This window comes from Aestuariibaculum scopimerae, assembly GCF_059428085.1.
This window is the reverse complement of record NZ_CM182089.1, coordinates 920,100-944,418: the sequence shown is the minus strand read 5'-3', so window position 1 is coordinate 944,418 and position 24,319 is coordinate 920,100. Positions and strand designations below refer to the sequence as shown.

Below are 24,319 nucleotides of genomic sequence, written 5' to 3'. Positions count from 1 at the left end.
AAAAAAGACAAAAAAAGATTTGACATATAAAAAAAGCCATGTATATTTGCAACCGCAATAATGCAACGGTCTGGTAGTTCAGTTGGTTAGAATGTCGCCCTGTCACGGCGAAGGTCGCGGGTTCGAGTCCCGTCCAGACCGCCAAATTGCTAAAAGCTCTAAGAGATTAGGGCTTTTTTTGGCAATAAAAAGAAGTTGTGTTGTTCCCAAAGGTTTCTTTGGGAAGTAGTGAAACCAAAGCAATTTGGATTCCAATGGAAAGCTTTCCTTTTTTCTTTACAGAAGATTGGGATGCTTTTTTGTTTTAGATGCTTTTTTGACTTAATTATGTATACTCCAAAGTGCCTACAAAATCAGTTAGGTACCCCCTGATTTTTTCTAAATATATATTATCTTTTTTAGAATCTTATACTCATAAAATGTGTTGATGAACCTAAAAGGTCGGTCAACGTAGTCCCGAGCTCGACCGACGGAGTAAAAAGGTAGGCAGACTCACTTCAAAGGTCCGCTGTCCTAGTAAAAAGGTTCGCCAGCGTACCTCAAAGCTCGGCCAACGCAGTAAAAAGGTACGTCGTCTCACCTTTTAGGTCTGTCCACGTACCTTTGAGGCGGGGTAGGGTGCTTCAAAAGTACCCTAAATCTGTTTTTTGAATCCAACATTTTTAATTTTCATAACAAAATTCTATCTGGGGAGATATTATAAATTGGGTAGATTCTAAAACCCATTTGTTTTCGAAAATTATAATATTAAATTGTGATGTGGTCTCATTTGGACTTAGTATAGCTAAATCATTGCCATTATATAATGCAACAGAAACACTATTTTTGTTTTTTACGCTTGTAACCCGTTTATTGTTAAAAGTGGATATTGTGCTAGAGGTCAAATCTAACTCATAAACATAATTACCGTTTGGTATTTGCCCCAAATAGTTAAACATTACAATAGATTGAGGAGTCGTTAAACAAGTTACTTGAGAAGCTGGAGGATTTACAGTTACTCTAGTCGTAGCTTGAATATTACCTGAACTACTAATAGCTGTTAAAGTATAAGTGGTTGTACTTGACGGACTAACTAATGTTGATCCATTTGAATTATTAGATGAGAAGTTTCCTGGACTAATTTGAATACTGGTTGCATTTTGTGTATTCCAACGAAGAGTTGTAGATTGCCCTCTTGTAATTGTTGATGGATTAGCGTCAAAGCTAATAATTGAAGCCATGCTAGGTGGCTGGTTTACAGCAATAGTTACAGTGTCTCTATCTACAGAGACATTATTGATAGCCTCAAGGATGTATGTTTTATTTTGTGTTGGCGAAACTGTAAGACTGCCATTAAAAGTGGAAACTACATTACCATCTAAAATCACACTATCAGCATGATCTGTTTCGTAAACTAGGTTAGCAGATTCGCCTCTTTGAATGGAAGTTAGGTTAGTGGATAATCTAGCTTCGGCATGTTTTGTGAATTCTATTATTAATGTAGGTGATAGACTTTCATTATTAGCATGGTCTTCTGCTTTACTAATTATATGCATTTCAGAGTCAGAAGAATCAGGATTGAGCTTGCCGGAAATAAATACATGGTCAATACCCAACCCTGTACTGTCTATAGCTCTAGCATTTTTGGTAAAAGCTGTATGTAGTTGGTTGTTAATATTCATTGAGCCGTTTTGTTTAACCTCAGCGGTAATGGACTTAATGCCCAATGAATCAATGCCGCTAGCAAGAAAGAATACATCAGTGCCCTCAAGGACTTCCACCTGTTTATTAGTAGGCTGCTTGCTTGAAACAGTATGGACCTTTCCATTTTGAATTGTACTTATTCTGGCTTCAGGAGGAATAGAATCAGTTGTACTAACGTTTACTTTGTTGACACATGACGTGAGGGAAAACAAAGTAGTTAAGGCTATAAATGATAATTTAGCTTTCATAATAAAATGTTTAATTGATTAATCTAAAAAATGACTATCAATAGAAACTATAGGGAGAATAAAAGCTATTGGTACTTAATATAAGTTAGTTAAAGATATAAAAAATATGGTTAAGGGGCAAAACAAATACAATGGTTTATAAATATTAGTATTTTAATTTATACATAGTTGTGAAGTATATGACACTTGAATGTTCAAATATGTTTAAGACTTTTATAATGAAAGTTTCCTTATTAAAAAAGTATCAGTACAGAGCAGGATGGTTAAATGCTTACACAATAATATATTTAAAGGAACTAAAAACAATCAGATGATAAAGCACACCTACGTAAAGCCTATTTATTTAGGTATAATAGTTATTCTTACTTTAAGTTATAGTTGTAAAGACCATTCAAAGACAGGTGGGTTTTCACCCATTTTTAATGGTAAAACATTGGATGGATGGGAAGGCGACTTAACTTACTGGCGTGTTGAAGATGGCAATCTTGTTGGTGAAATTGTACCGTCTACCACTTTAAAAACAAACTCTTTTATCATTTGGAAAGGGGAGCAACCTTCAGATTTTGAACTCAAACTACAATACCGTATTACAGAACTGGGGAATAGTGGTATTAACTATCGTAGTACTATTATAGATACACTTCCCTATGCACTTCGAGGCTACCAGTTTGATATTGATGGCCGAAACCGCTATACAGGTCAAAACTATGATGAAAGAAAGCGTACAACGTTGGCTTATCATGGGCAAAAAACAATTGTTAATACACAGCCAAATCCAAATAACCCTGGGTCATTACGAGCTAACATTTCCAAAAATGCATGGCAAAGTACCGAATTGGTAGAGTTGTTGGGAGCTCCAGATTCACTAAATACATATATAAAGAAAGATGATTGGAACGATGTGCATCTTATAGCAAAAGGCCATAGGATGCTGCACTACGTAAACGGGATATTAATGAGCGATGTTACAGATAATGATACGCTTAACCGTACAAATTCTGGCTATTTAGGGGTACAAGTACATGTTGGTCCACCCATGAAAGTAGAATATAGAAATATACTATTAAAAGCATTGTAAAGAACGCTAACATACTTTTGCTCTAAGGTTCTTAAGAAGTAGAAAACCGCTTACTGGTAGGCAAGCTAAAGAAAAATTCCGTGCCTTGATTAAGCGCACTTTTTACATTAATATTTATGTTGTGCAACTCCATGATGCGTTTAACAATGGCAAGCCCTAGGCCACTGCCTTTTTTAGGGCTTGTAATAAGCTCGCCTTTCCTGTAGCGTTCAAAAATATAAGGCAGCTCATTTTCAGGAATGCCACTACCCGTATCAGAAATACAAATTTTAACGTCATTATGCTCTCTAATCAATTCCAGTGTAACAACATCACCTTGTTTACAGTGTTCAATAGCATTGTCAATAATATTTTGTAGTGCACGGTCTATAAGGGCAATATCTGCGTACACCAAAGGAAGATCTTTAGAGTATACAGTATTAAGGCTTACCCCTTTTTTCTGTGCAATAATACGATACTTGTCTGCAATGTCTTGAATGATCTCTGCCATCTGTATGGCTTCATAATTTATGGGCTTTTGTTTCGCTTCAAGCTTGCTTAGTTCAAAAAGGTCATCGACCAATTTTTTAAGCTTTTCAGAGTTTTTAAGAACAATCTCCATATATCTATTTCTCTGTTCTTCAGATAACTCATCTTCTTTTATCATTAGGGTTTCTATAAATCCGCGAATAGAGGCAATGGGCGTTCGTAAATCATGTGATATATTGGTAATCAGTTCTTTTCTAAGGTTGTCAACACTTTGCAGCTCATTAATGTTAGATTGTATAGTATCGGCCATGTCGTTATATGTATTGGCCAATAAACCCATTTCACCGTGTGTTACACCTTTAACCCGGGCATTATGGTCGCCTTTTTGGAACGATCGGAATGCGGTTGTAATTTTATTGAAATTTCTGGTAAGTAAAAACACGGCCAATAGCGAAATAGCCAAGGCAGCAAATAGGGCATAAAGTATGGTTCTTACGCCCAGCTTACGGATGTAGCTGGCATTATGTTCTTTTATAAGCGTGTCATAATCATTGCCACCTACAATAGTATAGATATAGCCTACCGTTTCATCATTATGTGTGTAGGGCGCGGCCGAAAAGATCTTTTTAGTCCCAGGGGTTTTAGGATCATCCCCTTTAATATAGATATTACCATCTTGTGCAATAAAAGTTTTAATAGGAGTCAAATCTATTTTTGTGGCTTTTACTTCCTTATGCATAGCCACATGTTTTAAAATATGTCCGTCCAGGTCAAGTAAATAAACTTCGGTTGCAGGGTTGGTAGCCATAATGTGGTGCATTAAAGTGCCCATTTTAGATTCCACAACTTTATCACCATTAAACAAACCCTGTACCTCTTGTACAATATATTTTGAAACGTCTTTATTCAATCCTTGCGTAATTTCATCATGATAGTCCTCCGATAGTTTTAATGAGGAATTAACAATAAGGAATGCCAATAAAAAGAACAGGAGTGTTAATGTACCTGCTATTTTATAAAATAATGTATTGCTTCTTTTCATAATATTTCGGTAAATCTGTACCCAACGCCCCAAGTAGTTAAAATATACTCAGGGTTTCCAGGGTCTTTTTCCAGTTTAGCACGTAAACGGTTAATGTGCGAGTTTACCGTATGCTCATAACCTTCAAATTCATAGCCCCATATTTTATGTAGCAACTGCGCTCTGCTATACGTTTTGCCTGGGTTGTTAACCATAAGGGATAACAATTCAAATTCCTTGGGTGTTAAATTAAGGCGTTTATTATGTAATGCCACCTTTCTTAGTTCTTGGTTAATCACAAGGTCCTTAACACACAATTCAGGTAAGGCTGTTTCATCCATTTGTTTAGCATCCAGTCTTGTGCGCCTTAATATAGCTTTTACCCTTGCCTGTACTTCCCGTACACTAAAAGGTTTAGTAATATAATCATCAGCGCCTGTTTCTAAACCCAATATCTTGTCAATCTCATCACTTTTGCTAGTAAGCATTAAAATAGGACTGTTAATTTTGCTGGCACGCAAATCCCTGCAAATATCCAGTCCCTTTTTCCCCGGTAACATCAGGTCCAGTATAATGAGATCATAATGCTTTTTAGAAGCTTCAATATAGCCCTCAGTACCATCATAACAACAATTAACAGTGGTTTGGTCGTCCTCAAGGTTTATGGCAACAAGTTCTGCAATATGTTTGTCATCTTCAACAACTAAAATGTTTGTCATCAAAAAATTTTTTAAGCAAGTTAATGAAGAATTATCTAAAATGTATCACAATAGTATCACATTATAAATCATTCACAATATTTATATGTGTTTGGATATGTGTTGTTTAATACAGAACCCGAATGTTATAAAAGGTTTATATCCTCGTTATAAGATTGTGATATTTTGAAAGTAGTTTTATTAAAAATTTTTAAACCAAAACAAAATATTATGAAAAAACTATTTTTAATGATCACAGTAGTAACAGCTTTTGTATATAGCTGTAGTAACGAACCTATGGATGAGGCTTTCGTTACAGCAAATAGCACCCTCAAACTCGATCAAGAAAACACCTATACCACTACAAAAATAACTATTGAAAATGTTTTAAATGCCAAACCCTTAGTAGAATCTGGTACATTTCAAGGCGCAGGAACGCCACCGGTTATTTTCCCAGGACAAAACATTTCTTTTGATGTATATGCCGGTAAAGGGCAATTTATAAGTTTTGCTACCATGTACGGTTGGAGCAACGATTTGTTTTTTGCACCGGCCAATCCGGGTATACCACTATATGATGGTGATGGAAATCCCATGGAAGGCGATGTGTCTGCCTATATTAAATTATGGGATAACGGTACCAGAGAAAACCAAGCCCCGGGAATGGATGTTACACATCCTGGAACGCCAGAAGCTACTATGCTTCCCATTACAGAAGTGGATGGTATGGACGATTATTCCAACACCTACCCAGCCGCATCCGATATGATGAAAGTCTATTTAGCATACCAAGGCAACTCCATGTTTACCGTAACCATAATGAATACCTCTGATGAAACCGATAATGCCACACCTTTTAGTCCTGGTGTTTGGGCCATATCGTATGCACCAGGTGGTAACGTATTAATGCCCAATCCTATTTTTGATGTATATGCCACACAAGGTATAACAGATATAGCCGAAGCTGGAGATATTGCAGTTATGCATGCTAACCTTCAAGAGCACACGGGAATTTTCACTCCTTTATCGCCTGTATTGGTTGTTATATATAAAGGAAGCAATCCCATTTATGAAGTTGGCGAATACGATCGTGGCGAAGGCCTTAAGGAAATTGCGCAGTTTGGTAACGCTGCTGTACTGGCCGAAAGTTTAAATGAAAACCCAAATGTATCTGATGTATATATATTAGCAGATCCGGTTAGTACTGTATTATTGCCCAGCATTGGTGGACAACCGGGCAGTAAAGTGTGGCAGGATATACGCGTTAAAAAAGGAAGTAAAATGGCACTGGTAACCATGTACGGACTTTCCAACGACTGGTTTTTTGCTACCAAAGGCAATAATGTAAATGCGTTGCGTAAAGGTGATATTTCTTCCACTATAGGCTTGTTTGATGATGGTACGGCGGTTGACGAATTCCCTGGTGCCGGCTATAGCCAGGCTGCTTTAGGAGGCACCCCTATAGAAGAAAGCAAACCCATTATGGAAGTGCCAAACCCAAACACCTTTAACACCTTGCCACCAATTGAGCATATGATAAAAGTAACATTAGAGTAAGTGTTGGTTTAAGTACTGTTTATTTAGTAACTAAAAAGCTTCAATGTTTTCATTGAAGCTTTTTGTTTTATATCAAAAATGCTGGGTCTTTAAACCAAAATTAAAATATAATCGTACATTGTATAGTATTAACCCAAATCTTAACCTAATGAAACACCCATGAGAATTACATTCACACACACGAGGATGATTATTCAGGGTGTTCCATCTGACAATTAAAAACAATAAAAAATAAACAGATGAAACATTTATTGTTAGCCGTATTTTTAATTAGTTTTTATTCTGTTTCTGCACAAATAGCCTTCAATACAGGCAGTGTGCAGTTGGACGCCGATTTAAATCTTATTAATACCCAAGCCCGATCAGATTTAAGTGCGTTTGGAACAGATATGAGATTGTCTTATAACATCTCCGAAAAGAAACTCAATTACATGCGTGTAGATTTGCAATTGGTTCCTGGCGAAATATATTTGGCATTAGAAATTTCCAGAATAGCCAGGGTTTCTATAGACGATGTTTTAGGTGCTTATAGATCGCATAAATCCAAAGGTTGGGGTGTTATAGCCAAGCAACTAGGTATTAAACCAGGTTCGGCAGCGTTTCACCAATTAAAAAACAATACCAGTGCCAAAAGGGTCAAAGGTCCAGGGAATAAGCACAAAAATAAAGGGAAGCGCTAGTGCAAAGGGGCTAACCTTAATCCAAATTAAGAAAGCATTCTGTTTTAAAAAAAAACAGAATGCTTTTTGTTTTAGGATGCTTTAATTAATTATTTGGGGGGGAGGTTGGAGTTGAATATATCCCTAAATAATTTCCACTCACCAGCTACGTTTTTCCAAAGCACCAAGTATTTCCCTTGGTCTACTACATCGTTGCCTGCAAATAAAGTTAGGGCGCCCTCCTCAGTAACCATATCCTCTGTACCCCATACATCAATAGTTGTTAGGGCAACACCAGAAACGCCAGACGTAATAAAGCCCGACATGGTCTTTTCAATATTTTGTCTTCCCACAATGGCAGGAGCCCCATTCATCATAAATTTGGCATCTTCTGTGTAAAGACTAGCTACCCCTGTAGAGTCGCCAGCATTATAAAATTCCTCAAACGCGTTGTTAGCAGCTATAATTTCTGCTTTAGCAGTTGCTAAATCAAACGCAGGTTCAGCCATAGCTTCTGTCTGTTCCTTGGCTTTTTCAATGCAACCGGAAAACACAAAAACAAATAGCAATAGCATTAATGGCAATAGGGGCATTGGTTTAGTTGGTTGTTCCATTTGTTTAAAAGTTTAAAAGTTTAAAAGCAGGGGTAGTTACGACTGGCAGAATTCTTTGGAGAAAGGATATTATAAATATAAATAAATGTAGGGATTATTCCTAATGTATTGATAATTAATGGTTAAAGCCAAAGACATCTATATGTCAACCATAACATGTGCTGCAAGGTGTGTATTTAAACAAAGTCGTTTTTCTTCAATTATAGCAAACACTTGTGGGGTACTTTTGCATGAGTATATAATTTAAAACCGATTAAAATGATAACAGCAGACTTAAAAAACTTAGAATTAAATGAGTTTACAGGAAAAACCAATTCAGACCAACATTGTATGGCTACATTCCCATTAGTAGGGGCGCATGGCTTAAAACAGTTAGCCACCGTGTATTTTGAGATAGAACCAGGAAAGTGTTTAGGGAGCCATACCGATAGTGCCGAAGAACTGCTTGTGGTATTGCAGGGACATGCCGAAGTAGTAGTGGGTAAGGACATTAAACAAGCAACAGCAGGAGCTATGGTATTAGTCCCCGAAATGGTACCTCATAATGTCAGGAATATTGGAGACGAGAAAGTGAAAGTTTTAGGTGTATTTGGTGGGGCAAACAATATTGTAGCTACATTTGATGACCAGTGGCTACCTGCTAATTCTAATGTAGTAGACACCGCATTGCTTTTTTGAATCATAATTTGTTAAATTTACTCCACTAAAAATCATTATTTGAGAAGGTTTTGAGTATTAAGTTTTCAGAATATAAGCCAACCACATTGTTGAGAGGTTTTGTTCAAAGTTATTGGACAGGAGATTTTAACATAAATGCCGAAAAAGATTTTACACAAGCTGTAGTTCCTAATGGGTGTATAGAGCTTATCATTCACCTTAGCTCAAACCATTGTGAGTTAATTAAAGAAGACTCTTGGGGTAAATCCCCAGAGTTTACTTTAATTGGCTTGCAAACGGCATCATATAATGTAAAATTTAACGATAAGGTAAGCGTATTTGCAATACGCTTTAATCCCGAAGGGATCTATAACCTTTTTGGAGTTCCACCAGCACATTTTACAGCTACTTTTGAAGATAGTAAAGCTGTTTTAGGAACAGAATTTGACGATTATTGCTCCAGGTTAAGAGATTCAAAATCTGTAGAATCACAAATACGTTTAACAGAGCAGTTTCTATTAAAAAAATTAGAAAACACATTGGTGAGCAAATGGGATTATGTTAAAATAGCTTCCCAGATCATTAGGAAGCATAGTGGTATTATGTCGTTGGACGATTTGTTGCAGCAAGTCCCCATAGGAGCCAGACAGCTTCAAAGAGCATTTAAAAGTAAACTGGGAATAACAGCAAAAGAATATATGAGGCTGGCCAGGTTAAATGCCATCCAAAAGTATATGCAGGGAAATCCCCAAGTTAACTTAACGGCGCTAACCTACGATCAGGGCTTTTCAGATCAGGCGCATTTCACAAGAGAGTTTAAATCATTCATTGGAGTTAGCCCCAAAGTATTTATTAAGGACAGGGATAAGTTCATTGTAAATCTGGCCAAAAGCTAGGGAATTAATGATCATAGTACGATGACAGATATTTTACATCAAGATAAAGAAAACTTAAAAGCCATTTTAGAAGAGACCCTTATAAAGGCAACTAATTACCTGGGCACTATAGATAAAGTACCAACGTCTAATCCAGATATACCAAATAAGGAAGTTACTTTAAATAATGCTGGACTTGGGGCTTTAAATACATTGGCAAAATTTAAAGAAACCTTAGAGTTTACCATGGTGGCTTCAGCAGGCCCCAGATATTGGGGCTATGTAACAGGAGGTGCCACACCAGCTTCAATAGTTGGCGACTGGTTAACTAGTGTTTACGACCAAAATCCACAGTCATTATTGGGCGAAGGAGATAATTCAGCATTAATAGAACAGCAAGCTCTTAGTTTATTGCTCGACTTATTTAGTTTGCCCAAGGACTACATTTCAGGTTTTGTTACTGGGGCAACCATGTCTAATTTTACCTGTTTGGCTGTGGCCAGGCAGTGGTTAGGAGAAGTGTATAATATAGACGTAGCAAAAGAGGGAATCTTTAAGTTACAGAACCTTAATGTGTTAAGTGCCACACCACATGCATCATCTATAAAGGCTTTGTCAATGCTTGGAATGGGCAGTAATAATATTGTTAAAATAAATACACTTAACAGCCTAAGGGAAGCCATAGATATTGAGGATTTAGAAGTAAAAATAAAGCAGCTCAATCAACCGTTTATCCTTATCTCAAGTGCAGGCACAGTAAATTCGGGCGATTTTGATGATTTTGAAGCTATTTTAAAATTGAGGAAAGAGTACAACTTTTGGTGGCATATCGATGCTGCTTTTGGGGCCTATGCTGCTTGTTCTCCAAGTTATAAGCATTTCCTAAAAGGCTGGGAATATGCAGATAGTATTACCATAGATAACCACAAGTGGTTAAATGTTCCTTACGACAATGCTGCATTTTTTATAAAAAGCAAGCACAGTAAATTACAAGTTAACACCTTTCAAAACTCAAATGCGCCTTATTTGGGAGATATATTAAGTAATTTTAGTTATTTAAATATGCTGCCCGAAAATTCAAGACGGTTAAGGGCCCTGCCAGTTTGGTTTACCTTAAATGCGTATGGTAAAGCTGGATATCGCGATATTGTAGAGAAGAATATTGAGTTAGCAAAACAGTTAGGAGCATACCTCATTAAAAATCCGCATTTCGAATTGTTGGCTCCGGTAACATTCAATATTGTGGCCTTTACATTAGCAAATAGAAGCGATAATAGGGTGGGTCAATTTATCACCAAAGTAAATAATCGAGGTAAAGTGTTTATTACCCCTACCATTTATAAAGGTAAACAGGGTTTGCGGGCTGCGTTTGTAAATTGGAGAACAACGCAAGAAGACATCAATATAGCCATCAACCAGTTTAATGATGCAGTAGAAAATATTTAATGCCACTCCTTATTTAAAAGCGCATAAATAACATCGTCTACCCAAGCCCCATTAATAAAAAGACTTTCCTTAAAATGCCCTTCCTTTCTAAAACCAAGGCGCTCATACAGTTTTATGGAATTGTTGTTTTCAGGATCAATAGAAGCTGTAATTCTGTGTTTCCTTAAGGTATTGAACAAATAACCAATCACGGCTTTTAAGGCTTCCGTAGCAAAACCCTTGCCTTGGTCTTGTTTTCTAATAGTGCATCCCATTTCACATTGTAGGTTTTCCTCATCCAAAAAGTGAATGCCAATATCACCAATAACTATGTTGGTTGTTTTTTCAACAATAACCAATTGAAACCAACTGCCCGGTTTATTGAATTTCACGGGGTTTTGGGATATAAAATCGTTAACCTCCTCCATCTTTTCCGGAATCCAGCTTTGGTATTGGTTCGTTTCCCGGTCAGACCGATAGGCAAACACCTGTTCGTTATCCTCCAGAGCTATAGGTCTTAATAAGGTTCTAATGGTTTCAATCATACCTTATATTACGAAATTTTTTTAGCTACTATTTTTAATGCAGGTTCTACAAGGGTTAAGGCCTTTACAGTATCATTCTGTATGTCAAAGCTTATAGTTACAGAAGGGGCGCCATTATATATAAATTTATTTTCCCCAGTTTTGTACAGGGCACCACCAAATTCACCAATAGGGCCTAAAGATATTTGTTTACGCATGTTTAGTTGTATTGTAAATCCATCTTTTTCGCCAGTGCCATATTTGTAATCACCCAAATATTTGTTTTGCTCATCGGTACCAATGTCTAAATAGGTGTCACCTCCAGCATCGCCCAAAGCTTCCAAAAAATCTATTGTTCGTTTTAAATTGTCAATTTCATTAGTAGACATAGTATCTTGCATTCTTTCGCCCGCATAAGCATGATCTAGCAAACTAATGCCATGGGGGCCTGTGTTTTTTTGAATACCTGGTGAGGCAGTAATGGCCGATTTTATTACATCATAAGCTCCCAGCATAGCAAAGGTATAGATTGTGGGTCTGGCACCTTTTTGCATTAAATATAGAGCTATGTCCCTTCTACCCACATGGGATGCGGCGCCAATAGCCGATTCAAAATCACCAAAACGCCATTCCCAAACCGATCTGGAAAGCTCTGGCCTGGCATCTACCAACACTTTAACGCTATCCAAATCAAAATGGGATTTACCAACAACCTCAGCAATAATCTCAGGGTCAATATTAGGGAAATGTTCAGGAACAGTACCATTGTTAATGGGTTTTGTAGACTTAAATTCTAAACTGTCTGCAAGTATTATACTTGGTAAGGACAACCCCATAAAAACTAAAGATGTGTTTTTTAATAAAGTTCTTCTATGCATAGTTTGGTTTTTTGTTTATGTAAATATGTTGTTTAAGTGTTTAAAAATAGGTTTTTAACTTATTATAATGTTACAGCTAGTGTAGTGTAAGATAGTAATTAGAGATAAACATGATGGTTAATATTTGCTTAAACTTTTGGGTTTCTTTATGTTATGCCTTATCAAGAATAAGCATGTATGCATGAATTCAAAAGATAAAATAGAAAGATTAATTAAGATTTGGCTTTGGCAAAAGCAGTGGTTTTATGCATTTAAATTTCAGCACAAAATAGAGTAAAACAGATTTCATTAAATTTTATTTGTTGACACTCAAAATAAAACCTATCTTTAAAAGATAAAAAATAATCAACCAATAAATAAATAATAAATATTATGGAAGGATATTGTGTAAAATGTAAAGACAAAAAAGAAATCAAAGGTGCTACAGAAGTAACCATGAAAAATGGTAGAAAAGCTATGAAAGGCACCTGCCCATCATGCGGCACTGGCATGTTCAGAATTCTTGGAAAAGCGTAATTACAACAATACAAAGGGAAGCAAAAATGCTTCCCCTTTTTTTATTTAAACAAATGTGCTTATAATGAATTATCATAAAATACGCTTTTGTATTTAATGATTTTTGTGCGCATGGTTTGTGCTTGTTCTATAGTAAAGAAGCATCTGCACGCACTATAGTCCATAAAGTTATTATAGTTGGGCCTTTTAGCTATTTTTACAGGAGGACATGTATCCTTACGTCCTACATCGGTGCAATTGCTTTGTCTCGGTGTATCAGAAATGTAGTCTGTTTTAGTTCTAAATGGCGATTTCAATTTTTTACAATTACCGTTTCCCCACACATGCCATAAGCCCAAATAATGCCCCACTTCGTGTGTAATAGTTTGGTTGCTATGTCCAACAGATAAATAATTGATTCTTACCGAAAGAGGCACGGTTTTATCCCCTAAAACACTCGAGGCACTTCCAAATTTTCCTATCAAAATGTTTAGATGGGTTTCTGGTTTTATAAGCTTTATGTTTTTTGCCTTTAGGTGTTTTTTGTAACGTATAATTCCTTTGGTGTTTTGGTTATTTAAAATGGTATCTGCCAAATAAAATGATATGTTGGGGTTGCCAACAAGGTTTTTAAATTGCGGATTTAGTGTAGACTGATCGTTTTTGGCCGAATAGTTAAGGTTTAATTCCAGTATTTCCTGGGCAATAATGGCATCAGTAATTTGTTGAGAGCTATTAGGTGTGCCTTTAGCAGGAATAATGTGTACAATTACAGGTATTTTAATGGTCCTGTTGTCATCAAAAAATAACGGACTCTGTGAGTAGCCGTTAAAAAGTAAGTCAACAAACAGAAGAAAAAAGAAAACAGCGTATCTCATATTGCTTTAGTCTTTAGGCTCATCAAATAAAGTTTCATCAACACCAAAAACACGAAAATCAAATATAGGATCTGCAAAATCTGGATTTAGGTCCATAGCATCAGGAATAAAGTCATTATCCTTATCAAAAGACACCGTTTCTTCTCCTATTATACCATCACCAGTACCTGTTTCAGTGTCTTTTGCAATAGCAATAGTATAGGTTTCCCCTTTCTTAAAATAGCCCAATAAATCTTCAACATATTTTATGGCTTCCGCTTCGGCTTGTGTTAATATGCCCCGTTTTGTGGCATCAGCCTTAATCCTAAAACTGGTATTTTTAAGCCTATCAAATAAGGTCGTTAATAAGTCCTCTCGGGCGCCTTTAAAGGATACCAAGAAACCGTTGCGAACCATCCTAATTTCGGTCTCGTCCGATTGCAGCATAATATTCGGTTCTTTTAAAGTGGCAGGGGGTATGGTAATTTTTTTGTTTATAGAATCTATAACCATTGCCTCCAAGTCTATAGCAGCAGAAACCGTTACAGGATACTTAACAATAGCCAGTAATTTTTTGTCGATATCGTTTTTTCTATGTAAAAATATAATGTCGTCATAATTATATTCAACCAATTCCAGGGATTTCTTTTTTACAATTTCCTTTAAACCGGCCCAACCAGATGGTTCATCTATATCAAACCAAGTTTTCCATATAAAAATGGACAGAGCAGCAACAATAATTCCCGCAATTACGCCTTTAAAAATAGTCATAGTATATCAATTAAATGTTAATAATTAACTAGGTAAGCATGCAACAAAGTGCCCCTAAATAACGTCCTATAAAGGTGTAATGATTTTTATAGAACGTAGTAAATATACTATTATATTTTGTAAGTAAAATTTTTTTTGTTTAAATAACAAGAATTTATTAGTGCTACTGTAATAAAACACATTATTTTATTTTGCGTAATACTTGTCTAATAAGCACCAAAAATAAGGGGTCGTTTTCAAACGCCTCGCGTATTTTTATGTAGGCAATACGCATTTGCGATTCCACGGTTTTTTTAGATATATTTAAATGTTCCTAGATTTCCGTATACTTCAACCCTTCAATTTTGTTTAAAAGCAATACCTTTTTACACTTGGGGGGTAAGGTATCAATAATAGCCTTAAGCCGTTAAATCTTTGATGGAAACAATTCAAGTAATGCCTAGTTGTCGGTATTTTAAGTAAGCACTATCCACTGCGACCGAGACTGAGATCGTCTACTAAAAACTACCGTGTTAAACGAATTAAAAAGTCTTTTAGATTTTCAGATTTGTTAATGTAGTGAACAGACCAGAAAAAAATATAAGCTGTAAGCACAAAAAAGACATATAGGGCTTTGGCAGTACCGTAATAATAGGCTGTGGTAAAGCTTAAGATGCTCACAAAAATAAGATCTAATACAATGGCTTTTTTAATGCTCATGCTAAATATACCGGTTAAGTAATTCCACCGAGTTAGGGTATCGGTAATGACAATGCGTTTTGGGTTTGAAAAATCAACCCAGATACGTTGCGAGTTACTTGGTTTAACAATAAGTGCATTATCCTGGCGCTCATAATTGTAATCAAACTTTTGTAAAAACGCCTCTGTGTTTTTTAGTTTCATGCTAGTACTTAAAACGAGGTTAGTAGCTAGAACTTGGGGTGTTAAAATGATAATTATAAAGATAGGTGTTGTTTTTAAAAAATACAGGTTTTGTATGTTAAGAGATTGTAATGTTTTTAAACGGCTAAGTTGCTTATAGCCAAACGTTCTGTTAATGAATCCGTCACATTTTGATAACCTGTTTTTCTTTTTTTAAAGACGTTATGAAAGTAATTTTGACATGTAATTTTTAATCAAATCTTTAAAAAACTTAACATCATGAAAAAAGTAGCCTTAACAAGTTTAATGTTTGTTTTAAGTACCACTGTGCTTATGGCATTTACGACCTTATCAACACCAAAAGAAAAATTGCGAAATGAGATTATTGCGTTGCTGGATGTTCCAAAAATTGAGTTGGAAACCGAAGTAACACAAGCCGAAATAGTTTTTACCTTAAACACTAAAAATGAAGTGATTGTTCTTTCGGTAGATACCACCAACACCTATTTGGAAAACTATGTAAAACAACAGCTTAATTACAAGAAAGTGTCTTACAAATTTCCTAAGAAAGGTGAAAAGTTTAAATTAAAACTACGCGTGGTTAAATAATGCCTTGGCTTTGGTAATGCATTTAAAAACACCTATGGTTTTCATGGGTGTTTTTTTATTTTACATGTGTTTTAGGGAGCCCTAATAGTTCATCAAGGATGCTTTCTACACCTTCTTCAGAATTGCTCTTGGTTTCAAAGCGGGCTATTTTTTTTACATCGGCATGGGCATTTTGCATGGCATAGCTAAAATAGCCAAGTTCCATCATTTGTAAATCGTTGTTATAATCGCCAAAAACCATGGTTTCATCGCTGGTAACACCCAAAGCTTCTTGCAGGATACGGAGTGCATAACCTTTATTGGCCTGGGCATGGGAAATATCCAGCCAGTTTTGTCCAGAAACAATCACTTGTAAAAAATCGTTTAAGGGAGCTGTGTGTGGTAAGATGTATTGTTCGGACGAGGCATTATGGTAAACGGCAATTTTTAGGAAGTCATCATCCGTTACCTGCGTTAGGTCATCAACAATAGTATAAGCCGCATAGTAATTACTAAACTTGGATATAAAATCGGCTTCGGAGGTTTCAATATAAGCCGATTTTCTGCCACATAGTACAATATAAGCCCCAGCAATACCACGCAGAAGGTTAACGGCGGTTACAATATCTGCTTTAGATAACCTTAATAGGATATGCTCTTCATTGGCATACTTCATAATCCCTCCGTTTTCTGCAATAATAGATATATCGTGCTGTATGGAGTGTAATTTTTCTAAAATACTTTGATACTGTCTGCCACTGGCAGCAGCAAAATGAATGTTTTGCTTTTTAAGTTCATGGAACTGATCAAAAAAGCGATTGCTCACTTCGCTGTTTGGGTTAAGTAAGGTGCCGTCCATATCGGTCACCACCAGTTTTACATTGGATAAATTCATAGGCTATAATATAATGTAAAAATACAATTCTAAAAGACAAGGTATGTTAGCAACATGTTAATGTGCTTACTTTTAATAAATTGATTATTTAATAAACCATTTTTTAATAAATCTTTGTTATTTATAGCACTTATTTAGTAGGTAAACATTTTAAACAAGGGATTTTTGTAAATTGCATGACTTATAATTTATACAAGAGCAGTATGGTAACATTAAAGCAGTTAGCAAAAGAGTTGAATGTTTCTATATCCACAGTTTCTAAAGCGCTTAATAATAGCGAGGAAATTGGCGAGGAGACGGTTAGGCGTGTTAAGGAATTAGCAGAATTGTATAATTATAAGCCCAATAAAGTGGCGTTAAGTTTAAAGTCTAACAAAACAAAAACCATTGGGGTTATTATACCAGATATTTTAAATCACTTTTTGGCAAAGGTACTTTTTGGTATAGAAAGAGAAGCTACAAAATATGGTTACAACATTATTACCTGTATTTCCAATGAATCTTTAGAAAAGGAAAAAGAAAGCTTGCAACTACTTGCCAATGGTAGTGTAGATGGTTTTATTTTATCTGTGGCCGAAGAAACCCAAATAAAAAAGGAAATCGAGCATTTTAAAAAAACAATACACCAGGGCTTGCCCATTGTTATGTTTGATAGGGTAGCCCATGATGTGATGTGTGATAAGGTAATTGTAGATGATTTTGAAGCCACTTATAATGCCACTAAAAAGTTATTGGAAGACAAGCGTAAAAACATTGCTTTTATTAGTGGTATTGACGAGTTAAGTGTAGGTAAGCTAAGAGAAAGAGGTTACAATAAGGCTATTTTAGAGCAGATGGACTATAGCCCTATTGTACTAAAGATAGGGAAGGGAGACGATTACCAAAAGAAGATAAAAGCACTTTTAAAAAAGAACCCTACTATAGATGGTGTTATAGCAGCAGAAAGCAAATCGGGCATTATAGCTATTAATACGGCCGTTAACTTAGGCTTTAAAGTGCCAAAAAATATATCGGTAATAGGCTTTGCAAGTAAATCGGACTCCAACCATACCATTCCAAAACTTACTACCATAAGGCAACATGCTAAAGAAATAGGGGCCAATGCTGCCCAAATGCTAATAAATAGAATACAAAATAAAGGCACTGAGCTAGATGTAAAGACAAAAATCATAAAAACAAGCTTAATTGAGAGTCAATCTACCAAAAAAAAATAAACCCACCTAAAGGCTTATGTGTAATGCATTTTGTCTTTTAATCGATAAAAACATGCATTTCATCGATTATTTTGCTTATTTGAAGTTGCTTTGGCATACTTTTATAGCATCTTAACGGACATATCTATTACCCTCAAGTCCATTAAGACAATTAATCCATTTTTTTGACCCTAGCGGTCAATAATCCCTCAAAAAATATTTTTATTGAAAATTTGTGTGCTTTTGTATGCATACGATTTTAAAGTTAATTATCCATTTTTCCCTCAACCGAGATTTTGATTTCAAAGTCATGGTTCATGTTTTTGTTAAAAAAGTTAGAAAAATTAATAGTTAAACCTTAAAATCAAATAAATATGAAAGCCCTAAAAATTACCTTAATTTTAGCAGTATTAGTAGCATCATTAACATCTTGTACTAAACAAGATTTATCTGAAGACGATATCCTTATCTTACCAGAGGCTGAATTGCCAGTAACTGGAGGAGGAGTAGACCTATAAAAAACATTTTAAATAATAATTACAAACTCTTTACCAAATTTGGTAAAGAGTTTTTTTATTAATATTAATTAAAAAATTATAAATACATTTGAAGGAAACAGGTAAACCCTCATATGTTTTTGAAGTTTATAATTTTTAACATAGCCTTTCTTTTTTGCTTTATTACGGCCAATTCACAAAATAGGACGAATTTACAGGTTATAGATTCTATCCAAAAAAATGTATTGACTAAAGAAGTTAAGGACTCTTTAGTTATAGCCAATGCGCATTTCAATATTGGAGAACTTTATAGGTTTAGTTTTTTGGGAGATAGTGCTTACTACCATTACCACATTGCAGAGAAAATTTATAAATTCAAGAATGAAAAGTTTAAACTTGCCAAGACATTATATGGCATTGCTGTTGTTCAAAAAAATGAAAAAGACCTAACAGGAAGCGAATTAACATCTATTGGAGCTATTGCATTATTGGAAAGCCTTGATAATACCAGGGAAGTAAAAGAAATAAAATCTTTTATATACAACAATTTGGGATTGGTTTTTGGGGAACTGGGACAATTTGAAGAGTCCATATCTTATTATAAACAATCAATTGCATTAATAAGTGAACTGGAAAACAATAATGTATTAAGTATAGATATTCGAAAGAACAACCTGGCACTGTCCTATAAAAAATCTGGAAATTATGATTTGGCATTAGAGTACTATGGCCAAATTTTAGAAAACAAAGACCTAATTAACATCAGGCCAGAATTTTATGCCCTAGTTTTGGATAACTATGCGCATACCCAATATTTATCCAATAAGCTTAGTGAATTGCCCGACTTATATTTTGAGGCTTTAAAGGTTTCGGATAGTGTAAACCCGGGCGGATACAATTCCATAATTATAAATCAACATCTAGCCGAGTATTATAAAAGTAAAGCTAATGATAGCTTGGCAAAATACTATGCCTACCAGGCCAAGGATATTGCCGAAAATTATCATAATGATGAATTGCTAAGTTCGTTGCTATTGCTTTCGGAAGTCGAGGAAGGGGACAAGGCTGCCAAATATTTAAAGGATTATATAGCCCTTAACGACAGTCTTATAAAGAACGAGCGAAGCATTAGGAACAAGTTTGCCAGAATTCAATATGAAACCAGCCAAATAGAACAGGAAAATATACGAATAGCCAAAGAACGTATGTGGCTATTGGTTATATCGGCGGTATTGATTATAGCATCGTTTTTGTTATACCTGGTGATTACCCAGCGTAATAAGAACAAGGAATTACAGTTTATACAAAAGCAGCAAAAATCTAACGAAGAGATTTATAATTTGATGCTCTCCCAAAACGAAAGAATAGAGGAAGCCCGGGATATTGAAAAAAAACGTATTTCAGAAGAATTGCACGATGGGGTTTTAGGGCGTTTATTTGGAACACGATTAACTTTGGATAGTTTAAACATGAGCAATAGCCCTGAAGCCATTAAAACACGCAGTCAATATATTGATGGACTAAAAACTATTGAAAATGACATCAGGAAAGTATCGCATGAACTGAACACCGACTTTGTTTCTGGCTCTGGGTTTATTGATATTATAAAAACCTTGGTTGAAACCCAAACCATGGCTTATAAGCTAGATTATAAGCTAGAGCATAACGATACCATAAACTGGGACCAGTTTCCTAATATGATGAAGATACATATTTACAGGATTATTCAAGAATCGCTTCAAAACATATACAAACATGCCCAAGCGACTAAGGTGAATATTAGTTTTAGTTTAAAAAATAATGTAATTTGCTTGACCATAAGCGACGATGGTTTAGGGTTTGATGTTAATAAAGCAAAATCAGGCATCGGATTAAAAAACATCAATTCTAGGGTTAAAGAAATTAATGGTACCCTAGAGATAGCTTCTGAAATAAATAAAGGTACAGTATTAACCATAAAAGCCCCAATTGTATAATACGAACTAACTAGTATGACTGAAAAGATTAAAATTCTTATGATTGATGATCACCCCATGATTATAGAGGGGTATCAAAACACATTGTTATTTACAAAAAAAGAAAACCAAGAACTTAAAATAGACATTGCCAATAATTGTGATGAAGCGATTAAATTAATGGATAAATCGTTGGAATTAGGATACCATTATGATGTTTTGTTTGTAGATATTAGTTTGCCGCCATCATCAGATGGTTTAATGACTTCGGGAGAGGATTTGGCAATTTATGCCCGCAAAGTATTGCCCAATGCCAAAATTATAATCTTAACCATGTTTAATGAATCGTTTAGAATTCATAACATTATAAAAACCATAGACCCCGAAGGGTTTTTAATTAAAAGTGATTTAACATCCAGCGAATTGGCCAGTGCTTTTCAAGCAGTATTAAACAACCCGCCATTTTATAGTGGTACAGTAAATAGTTTTATTAGGAAAACCATAACCAGCGATGTTGTTATTGACGATAAAAACAGAAAAATACTCCACTTACTGTCCCAAGGGATCAAAACAAAAAATTTGGCTTCCCATCTCGATATTTCACTAAGTGCTATTGAAAAAAGAAAAAAACAACTTAGGGAGATATTTGAAGTAGAAGACGGCCAAGATGAAACATTACTGGAAGCGGCCAGAAAAAAAGGGTTTGTATAAGAAAAAAAAGCATTCCCCAAAGCCCGCTATATCTACATACTACAAGTAACCCGTAACAATGCTGTGGGTTTCCCGCAGTTTTATTAAAAAAGTTATTCTTAAATTTGATGTATATCAACACTTTATATACTACATAAAAATTAAAATCCCTCAATTTTTTTGTTGATAATAGCAATTTACAGAAAGATACCCTGTGCGGAGGTGAGAGACCCACAGGGTTCTTTTATATATTAAAATAGACTGCTTTTGTAACGCCATAAAATATTAATAAACAATCCTAAGTAAATAAGGCTAATCACAAACTTTAAAAATGTTGAGGTTAAAAAGCCTATAAAAGACCCAAAAGCCGCTTTTAGGGCCATATTAAAATTGTTTTTATACATAAGCTCACCTATTAAAGCCCCAACAAAGGGACCTATAATAATGCCTCCAGGTATAGGGCTTAAAAGTCCAAAAATTAAACCTAAGGTAGTGCCAACCATACCGTATTTAGAACCACCAAATTTTTTAGTGCCCATAGCAGGAATGATATAATCCAATACCCAAATAAGAATGGCAATAATAAGTGTAATGATCAAAAAGCTTAAATTCATCGGGATAACCTTGGTTAAGTGTAGTACAAGCAACCCCGCCCAACCCGTAAGGGGACCTGGTAGCACAGGTAAAAAACTTCCAGCAATACCAAGCAGCATTAAAAGGGCCGAAAGGATTATTAAAAAGGTGTCCATTATGTTTTAAAAATTTTATTAGTAAGACGTGCAAGATACAATTATGTTACGTTTTTGTAACTAAAAAATTAGTTTAAACTAAATGTTTAGTTATATTTGTGTTGTTGAACTAAAAACTTAGTTACAAAATGAAGCAATTAACAAAAGCCGAAGAGGATATCATGCAAGTACTCTGGCAATTGAAAAAAGCCAATGTAAAATCTATAATAGAAGAATTGCCTGAGCCCAAGCCTGCATATAATACAGTATCTACTATTGTTAGAATTTTGGAAACCAAAGGATTTGTAGATTATGAAAAGGAGGGTAAGGGGCATGTGTACTTTCCTTTATTGGAAAAGCAGGAGTACAGTAACCAATCTATCAATAAATTGGTTGATAATTATTTTCAAGGATCCTTTAAAAGCATGGTATCGTTTTTTATGAAAAAGAATGACATCAGTCTGCAGGAATTGGAAAGTGTTTTAAAAGATATTAATAAAAAAGAATAGAGATGTTACAGTATATAATGCAAACGATAGCCTTTCAGGTCATCTTTTTACTCATGTACGATATGGTATTAAAAAATGAGACCTTTTTTAAGGGGAATCGCTATTACCTTTTGGGCACCGTGTTGGTATCGCTTTTACTACCTTTTATTAAAGTGGATGGTTTTGGAGAGATACTGCCCGAACAGTTAAGGATAACACTACCGGAAGTCATTATTGGGCAAGCAAGCCCAATAAATCAAAATGCGAATTTATTCGATAGCATCTTTGGTAAATTAACATGGGAAACCACTTTAGAACTTATAGGCTTTATTGGAATGGCAGTAGCACTTCTCATTTTTTTAATCAAGCTGGTCTATATATTGGTGTCAATACAAAGAAACCCTAAAATTCGAGAGAAGCATGTTAGCTTAGTGCAATTGCCAAATAGCAATCAGGCGTATTCATTTTTTAATTACATCTTTTTAGGGGAACGGTTAACCGCAAAAGAAAGAGATGCCATTTTGAAGCATGAAATGGTACATGTAAAACAATATCACACTATAGATTTGCTGGTTTTTGAAATACTGCGTGTGGTCTTCTGGTTTAATCCCTTAGTGTATATATATCAAAACAAAATCATGGCGCTACATGAATATATGGCAGATGCTAATGCAATAGCGCATCATAGTAAAAAAGACTATTATCAAAACTTATTGGCACAAGTGTTTGATACCAGGCACGTATCATTTATCAATCCTTTTTATAAACAATCATTAATCAAAAAACGAATCGTTATGTTACAAAAATCAAAATCAAAACAGATCCATTTATTAAAGTATGCGCTTTTATTGCCTTTGGTTACAGCCATGTTGGTGTATACATCTTGTGAAAAGGAAGTTGAAAACCATAAAGGAGTAGACATTGTAAGGGAACCAATGAAACCAGCACCTTCAGAAGTGCAAGAAGATATTGAAGTGCCTTTTGCGTATATTGAAAATGTGCCTGTATTTCCCGGATGTGAGGAAGGTGATAATGGTGAAAGGAAAGCATGTATGTCTGGAAAAATACAAGAATTTATAGTTGAACATTTTAATACGGATATTGCTTCTCAGCAAGATTTAAAAGGGGAACAACGCATTAATGTTATATTTAAAATAAACAAGGAAGGCGCTGTTGTTGATGCACGTGCTCGTGCACCACATCCCGCTTTAGAAAAAGAAGCCATTCGTGTCATTTCACAGCTTCCGCAAATGCAGCCCGGTAAACAAAAAGGAAAAACAGTGACTGTACCTTACAGTTTGCCAATCATATTCCATGTTGCAGATTAAACGAATTTAAGTACGTGTATTGGAAAACCGAAAGCTTGGCTTTCGGTTTTTTGGTTTTTAATAATATAAAAACCAAAAAAATTGTACATTTCGGGTCTAGTTGTTAACTATGAGGCATATTTGTGTTTTTATATTGATTTTGATACTTACGTCTTGCAAGTATTTTAATGTAAAAAAAACATCTTCTGAAGCCATCTTAAAAGAAGAATTACAAACTTTTAATTGGAATGAAGTGGATGTGTATCCCTCGTTTTCCGTATGCGATTCCTTAGAAGCCAATACCGAAAGAAAACAGTGTTTCTCTAAGGTTTTAACCACGCATATTTTAAAGTATCTGGAAAGTGAAGCCATTATTGTAAGCAGGGATATTACAGATACCATTACCCTACAATTTCAAGTGTCTGAAGCTGGGCAGCTTAAACTTTTAAAAACAGCTATGGATAGTATAACTATTGAAGAAATTCCGCAAATGGAAAATTTAATTCATAAAAGTTTAGATTCCTTGCCAGAAATCTTTCCTGCCATAAAGCGCGGGCAACAGGTAAAAACAGAGTTTCAGTTGCCAATTATTGTCCATGTCAATTAGAG

General features: G+C 35.2%; 27 protein-coding genes and 1 tRNA gene. 16 read left to right on the top strand and 12 right to left on the bottom strand.

Annotation, left to right across the window (positions count from 1 at the left end; translation table 11 throughout):
* The first annotated feature begins 67 nt into the window (after nucleotides 1–67).
* Nucleotides 68–144, top strand: a tRNA-Asp gene (locus AC5SR4_RS04165).
* 518 nt (nucleotides 145–662) lie between these two features.
* Here AC5SR4_RS04165 and AC5SR4_RS04160 read toward each other — a convergent pair.
* Nucleotides 663–1,895 carry a hypothetical protein gene (locus AC5SR4_RS04160; RefSeq protein WP_495358276.1) on the bottom strand — a complete coding sequence of 411 codons (1,233 nt, stop codon included), beginning with the start codon at nucleotides 1,893–1,895 and terminating at the stop codon, nucleotides 663–665.
* Nucleotides 1,896–2,241: 346 nt separating this feature from the next.
* On the opposite strand from AC5SR4_RS04160, the gene AC5SR4_RS04155 reads away from it, so the two are divergent.
* Nucleotides 2,242–3,009, top strand: a complete 768-nt coding sequence (locus AC5SR4_RS04155; protein WP_495358275.1) for a 3-keto-disaccharide hydrolase — start codon at nucleotides 2,242–2,244, stop codon at nucleotides 3,007–3,009.
* A gap of 31 nt (nucleotides 3,010–3,040) precedes the next feature.
* Here the strand turns inward: AC5SR4_RS04155 and AC5SR4_RS04150 are convergent, their stop codons facing one another.
* Together AC5SR4_RS04150 and AC5SR4_RS04145 are read right to left on the bottom strand one after the other, a co-directional pair.
* Nucleotides 3,041–4,519, bottom strand: coding sequence for a sensor histidine kinase (locus tag AC5SR4_RS04150; RefSeq protein WP_495358274.1), 1,479 nt, complete (start codon nucleotides 4,517–4,519; stop codon nucleotides 3,041–3,043).
* Entirely contained in the window at nucleotides 4,516–5,217 is a 702-nt protein-coding gene (locus AC5SR4_RS04145; RefSeq protein ID WP_495358273.1) for a winged helix-turn-helix domain-containing protein, read from the bottom strand. The genes AC5SR4_RS04150 and AC5SR4_RS04145 overlap by 4 nt, the downstream gene beginning before the upstream one ends.
* 210 nt (nucleotides 5,218–5,427) lie before the next feature.
* Between AC5SR4_RS04145 and AC5SR4_RS04140 the strand changes: the two genes are divergently transcribed.
* Nucleotides 5,428–6,753, top strand: a complete 1,326-nt coding sequence (locus AC5SR4_RS04140) for a spondin domain-containing protein (protein WP_495358272.1) — start codon at nucleotides 5,428–5,430, stop codon at nucleotides 6,751–6,753.
* A 239-nt stretch (nucleotides 6,754–6,992) separates the two neighbouring features.
* The gene (locus AC5SR4_RS04135; protein ID WP_495358271.1) at nucleotides 6,993–7,433 is read left to right on the top strand and encodes a hypothetical protein; all 441 of its coding nucleotides are present in this window, start codon (nucleotides 6,993–6,995) and stop codon (nucleotides 7,431–7,433) included.
* Nucleotides 7,434–7,522: 89 nt separating this feature from the next.
* Here the strand turns inward: AC5SR4_RS04135 and AC5SR4_RS04130 are convergent, their stop codons facing one another.
* On the bottom strand, nucleotides 7,523–8,026 hold the full coding sequence (locus tag AC5SR4_RS04130; protein ID WP_495358270.1) for a YybH family protein: 504 nt from the start codon (nucleotides 8,024–8,026) through the stop codon (nucleotides 7,523–7,525).
* A 258-nt stretch (nucleotides 8,027–8,284) separates the two neighbouring features.
* Between AC5SR4_RS04130 and AC5SR4_RS04125 the strand changes: the two genes are divergently transcribed.
* Genes AC5SR4_RS04125 through AC5SR4_RS04115 form a run of 3 tightly spaced genes read left to right on the top strand, consistent with a single transcriptional unit; the run spans nucleotide 8,285 to nucleotide 11,004 of the window.
* Nucleotides 8,285–8,704 (top strand): cupin domain-containing protein, encoded by a 420-nt coding sequence (locus tag AC5SR4_RS04125; protein ID WP_495358269.1) that lies wholly within the window; start codon nucleotides 8,285–8,287, stop codon nucleotides 8,702–8,704.
* Between the two features lie 50 nt (nucleotides 8,705–8,754).
* Complete coding sequence (locus tag AC5SR4_RS04120; protein WP_495358268.1) at nucleotides 8,755–9,579, top strand: DUF6597 domain-containing transcriptional factor; 825 nt, start codon at nucleotides 8,755–8,757, stop codon at nucleotides 9,577–9,579.
* A gap of 21 nt (nucleotides 9,580–9,600) precedes the next feature.
* Nucleotides 9,601–11,004, top strand: coding sequence for a pyridoxal phosphate-dependent decarboxylase family protein (locus AC5SR4_RS04115; protein ID WP_495358267.1), 1,404 nt, complete (start codon nucleotides 9,601–9,603; stop codon nucleotides 11,002–11,004).
* Here AC5SR4_RS04115 and AC5SR4_RS04110 read toward each other — a convergent pair.
* Both AC5SR4_RS04110 and AC5SR4_RS04105 read right to left on the bottom strand, forming a co-directional pair.
* Entirely contained in the window at nucleotides 11,001–11,528 is a 528-nt protein-coding gene (locus AC5SR4_RS04110) for a GNAT family N-acetyltransferase (protein ID WP_495358266.1), read from the bottom strand. The genes AC5SR4_RS04115 and AC5SR4_RS04110 overlap by 4 nt on opposite strands.
* Nucleotides 11,529–11,536: 8 nt before the next feature.
* Nucleotides 11,537–12,385, bottom strand: coding sequence for a hypothetical protein (locus tag AC5SR4_RS04105; RefSeq protein ID WP_495358265.1), 849 nt, complete (start codon nucleotides 12,383–12,385; stop codon nucleotides 11,537–11,539).
* A 372-nt stretch (nucleotides 12,386–12,757) separates the two neighbouring features.
* Here AC5SR4_RS04105 and AC5SR4_RS04100 point away from each other — a divergent pair, with 372 nt between their 5' ends.
* Nucleotides 12,758–12,901, top strand: a complete 144-nt coding sequence (locus AC5SR4_RS04100; protein WP_495358264.1) for a DUF5679 domain-containing protein — start codon at nucleotides 12,758–12,760, stop codon at nucleotides 12,899–12,901.
* A 59-nt stretch (nucleotides 12,902–12,960) separates the two neighbouring features.
* Here the strand turns inward: AC5SR4_RS04100 and AC5SR4_RS04095 are convergent, their stop codons facing one another.
* The 4 genes from AC5SR4_RS04095 to AC5SR4_RS04080 all read right to left on the bottom strand — a co-directional run bounded on the left by AC5SR4_RS04095 (nucleotide 12,961) and on the right by AC5SR4_RS04080 (nucleotide 15,390).
* The gene (locus tag AC5SR4_RS04095) at nucleotides 12,961–13,758 is read right to left on the bottom strand and encodes a M43 family zinc metalloprotease (RefSeq protein ID WP_495358263.1); all 798 of its coding nucleotides are present in this window, start codon (nucleotides 13,756–13,758) and stop codon (nucleotides 12,961–12,963) included.
* 6 nt (nucleotides 13,759–13,764) lie between these two features.
* Nucleotides 13,765–14,508, bottom strand: coding sequence for a DUF4230 domain-containing protein (locus tag AC5SR4_RS04090; protein ID WP_495358262.1), 744 nt, complete (start codon nucleotides 14,506–14,508; stop codon nucleotides 13,765–13,767).
* Between the two features lie 313 nt (nucleotides 14,509–14,821).
* A complete protein-coding gene (locus AC5SR4_RS04085; RefSeq protein WP_495359156.1) occupies nucleotides 14,822–14,899 on the bottom strand; it encodes a hypothetical protein in 78 nt (25 codons plus the stop codon).
* A 113-nt stretch (nucleotides 14,900–15,012) separates the two neighbouring features.
* Nucleotides 15,013–15,390 carry a hypothetical protein gene (locus tag AC5SR4_RS04080; protein WP_495358261.1) on the bottom strand — a complete coding sequence of 126 codons (378 nt, stop codon included), beginning with the start codon at nucleotides 15,388–15,390 and terminating at the stop codon, nucleotides 15,013–15,015.
* Nucleotides 15,391–15,648: 258 nt separating this feature from the next.
* On the opposite strand from AC5SR4_RS04080, the gene AC5SR4_RS04075 reads away from it, so the two are divergent.
* Complete coding sequence (locus AC5SR4_RS04075) at nucleotides 15,649–15,978, top strand: hypothetical protein (RefSeq protein ID WP_495358260.1); 330 nt, start codon at nucleotides 15,649–15,651, stop codon at nucleotides 15,976–15,978.
* A gap of 55 nt (nucleotides 15,979–16,033) precedes the next feature.
* On the opposite strand, the gene AC5SR4_RS04070 is transcribed toward AC5SR4_RS04075, so the two are convergent.
* Nucleotides 16,034–16,852, bottom strand: coding sequence for an HAD family hydrolase (locus AC5SR4_RS04070; protein WP_495358259.1), 819 nt, complete (start codon nucleotides 16,850–16,852; stop codon nucleotides 16,034–16,036).
* Between the two features lie 176 nt (nucleotides 16,853–17,028).
* Here AC5SR4_RS04070 and AC5SR4_RS04065 point away from each other — a divergent pair, with 176 nt between their 5' ends.
* The 4 genes from AC5SR4_RS04065 to AC5SR4_RS04050 all read left to right on the top strand — a co-directional run bounded on the left by AC5SR4_RS04065 (nucleotide 17,029) and on the right by AC5SR4_RS04050 (nucleotide 21,208).
* The gene (locus AC5SR4_RS04065; RefSeq protein WP_495358258.1) at nucleotides 17,029–18,066 is read left to right on the top strand and encodes a LacI family DNA-binding transcriptional regulator; all 1,038 of its coding nucleotides are present in this window, start codon (nucleotides 17,029–17,031) and stop codon (nucleotides 18,064–18,066) included.
* Nucleotides 18,067–18,419: 353 nt separating this feature from the next.
* Nucleotides 18,420–18,563 (top strand): hypothetical protein, encoded by a 144-nt coding sequence (locus AC5SR4_RS04060; RefSeq protein WP_495358257.1) that lies wholly within the window; start codon nucleotides 18,420–18,422, stop codon nucleotides 18,561–18,563.
* Between the two features lie 119 nt (nucleotides 18,564–18,682).
* Entirely contained in the window at nucleotides 18,683–20,518 is a 1,836-nt protein-coding gene (locus AC5SR4_RS04055; RefSeq protein ID WP_495358256.1) for an ATP-binding protein, read from the top strand.
* Nucleotides 20,519–20,533: 15 nt separating this feature from the next.
* The gene (locus AC5SR4_RS04050; protein ID WP_495358255.1) at nucleotides 20,534–21,208 is read left to right on the top strand and encodes a response regulator; all 675 of its coding nucleotides are present in this window, start codon (nucleotides 20,534–20,536) and stop codon (nucleotides 21,206–21,208) included.
* 230 nt (nucleotides 21,209–21,438) lie between these two features.
* Here the strand turns inward: AC5SR4_RS04050 and AC5SR4_RS04045 are convergent, their stop codons facing one another.
* Nucleotides 21,439–21,936, bottom strand: coding sequence for a DUF456 domain-containing protein (locus AC5SR4_RS04045; RefSeq protein WP_495358254.1), 498 nt, complete (start codon nucleotides 21,934–21,936; stop codon nucleotides 21,439–21,441).
* 128 nt (nucleotides 21,937–22,064) lie between these two features.
* On the opposite strand from AC5SR4_RS04045, the gene AC5SR4_RS04040 reads away from it, so the two are divergent.
* The 3 genes from AC5SR4_RS04040 (at nucleotide 22,065) to AC5SR4_RS04030 (ending at nucleotide 24,317) form a co-directional block, all read left to right on the top strand.
* Nucleotides 22,065–22,424 carry a BlaI/MecI/CopY family transcriptional regulator gene (locus tag AC5SR4_RS04040; RefSeq protein ID WP_495358253.1) on the top strand — a complete coding sequence of 120 codons (360 nt, stop codon included), beginning with the start codon at nucleotides 22,065–22,067 and terminating at the stop codon, nucleotides 22,422–22,424.
* A 2-nt stretch (nucleotides 22,425–22,426) separates the two neighbouring features.
* Nucleotides 22,427–23,731 carry a M56 family metallopeptidase gene (locus AC5SR4_RS04035; RefSeq protein ID WP_495358252.1) on the top strand — a complete coding sequence of 435 codons (1,305 nt, stop codon included), beginning with the start codon at nucleotides 22,427–22,429 and terminating at the stop codon, nucleotides 23,729–23,731.
* A 109-nt stretch (nucleotides 23,732–23,840) separates the two neighbouring features.
* Nucleotides 23,841–24,317: a hypothetical protein gene (locus tag AC5SR4_RS04030; RefSeq protein WP_495358251.1), complete on the top strand. Its 477-nt coding sequence runs from the start codon at nucleotides 23,841–23,843 to the stop codon at nucleotides 24,315–24,317.
* Nucleotides 24,318–24,319 lie beyond the last annotated feature (2 nt).

Excerpts from the sequence above, each read along its gene's own strand:
- AC5SR4_RS04030 (WP_495358251.1), top strand. The coding sequence starts at position 23,841 with ATGAGGCATATTTGTGTTTTTATATTGATTTTGATACTTACGTCTTGC.
- AC5SR4_RS04095 (WP_495358263.1), bottom strand. The coding sequence starts at position 13,758 with ATGAGATACGCTGTTTTCTTTTTTCTTCTGTTTGTTGACTTACTTTTT.
- AC5SR4_RS04100 (WP_495358264.1), top strand. The coding sequence starts at position 12,758 with ATGGAAGGATATTGTGTAAAATGTAAAGACAAAAAAGAAATCAAAGGT.
- AC5SR4_RS04035 (WP_495358252.1), top strand. The coding sequence starts at position 22,427 with ATGTTACAGTATATAATGCAAACGATAGCCTTTCAGGTCATCTTTTTA.
- AC5SR4_RS04155 (WP_495358275.1), top strand. The coding sequence starts at position 2,242 with ATGATAAAGCACACCTACGTAAAGCCTATTTATTTAGGTATAATAGTT.
- AC5SR4_RS04130 (WP_495358270.1), bottom strand. The coding sequence starts at position 8,026 with ATGGAACAACCAACTAAACCAATGCCCCTATTGCCATTAATGCTATTG.
- AC5SR4_RS04150 (WP_495358274.1), bottom strand. The coding sequence starts at position 4,519 with ATGAAAAGAAGCAATACATTATTTTATAAAATAGCAGGTACATTAACA.
- AC5SR4_RS04065 (WP_495358258.1), top strand. The coding sequence starts at position 17,029 with ATGACTTATAATTTATACAAGAGCAGTATGGTAACATTAAAGCAGTTA.
- AC5SR4_RS04045 (WP_495358254.1), bottom strand. The coding sequence starts at position 21,936 with ATGGACACCTTTTTAATAATCCTTTCGGCCCTTTTAATGCTGCTTGGT.
- AC5SR4_RS04145 (WP_495358273.1), bottom strand. The coding sequence starts at position 5,217 with ATGACAAACATTTTAGTTGTTGAAGATGACAAACATATTGCAGAACTT.
- AC5SR4_RS04115 (WP_495358267.1), top strand. The coding sequence starts at position 9,601 with ATGACAGATATTTTACATCAAGATAAAGAAAACTTAAAAGCCATTTTA.
- AC5SR4_RS04070 (WP_495358259.1), bottom strand. The coding sequence starts at position 16,852 with ATGAATTTATCCAATGTAAAACTGGTGGTGACCGATATGGACGGCACC.
- AC5SR4_RS04040 (WP_495358253.1), top strand. The coding sequence starts at position 22,065 with ATGAAGCAATTAACAAAAGCCGAAGAGGATATCATGCAAGTACTCTGG.
- AC5SR4_RS04080 (WP_495358261.1), bottom strand. The coding sequence starts at position 15,390 with ATGAAACTAAAAAACACAGAGGCGTTTTTACAAAAGTTTGATTACAAT.
- AC5SR4_RS04105 (WP_495358265.1), bottom strand. The coding sequence starts at position 12,385 with ATGCATAGAAGAACTTTATTAAAAAACACATCTTTAGTTTTTATGGGG.
- AC5SR4_RS04125 (WP_495358269.1), top strand. The coding sequence starts at position 8,285 with ATGATAACAGCAGACTTAAAAAACTTAGAATTAAATGAGTTTACAGGA.
- AC5SR4_RS04135 (WP_495358271.1), top strand. The coding sequence starts at position 6,993 with ATGAAACATTTATTGTTAGCCGTATTTTTAATTAGTTTTTATTCTGTT.
- AC5SR4_RS04090 (WP_495358262.1), bottom strand. The coding sequence starts at position 14,508 with ATGACTATTTTTAAAGGCGTAATTGCGGGAATTATTGTTGCTGCTCTG.
- AC5SR4_RS04075 (WP_495358260.1), top strand. The coding sequence starts at position 15,649 with ATGAAAAAAGTAGCCTTAACAAGTTTAATGTTTGTTTTAAGTACCACT.
- AC5SR4_RS04060 (WP_495358257.1), top strand. The coding sequence starts at position 18,420 with ATGAAAGCCCTAAAAATTACCTTAATTTTAGCAGTATTAGTAGCATCA.
- AC5SR4_RS04140 (WP_495358272.1), top strand. The coding sequence starts at position 5,428 with ATGAAAAAACTATTTTTAATGATCACAGTAGTAACAGCTTTTGTATAT.
- AC5SR4_RS04110 (WP_495358266.1), bottom strand. The coding sequence starts at position 11,528 with ATGATTGAAACCATTAGAACCTTATTAAGACCTATAGCTCTGGAGGAT.
- AC5SR4_RS04050 (WP_495358255.1), top strand. The coding sequence starts at position 20,534 with ATGACTGAAAAGATTAAAATTCTTATGATTGATGATCACCCCATGATT.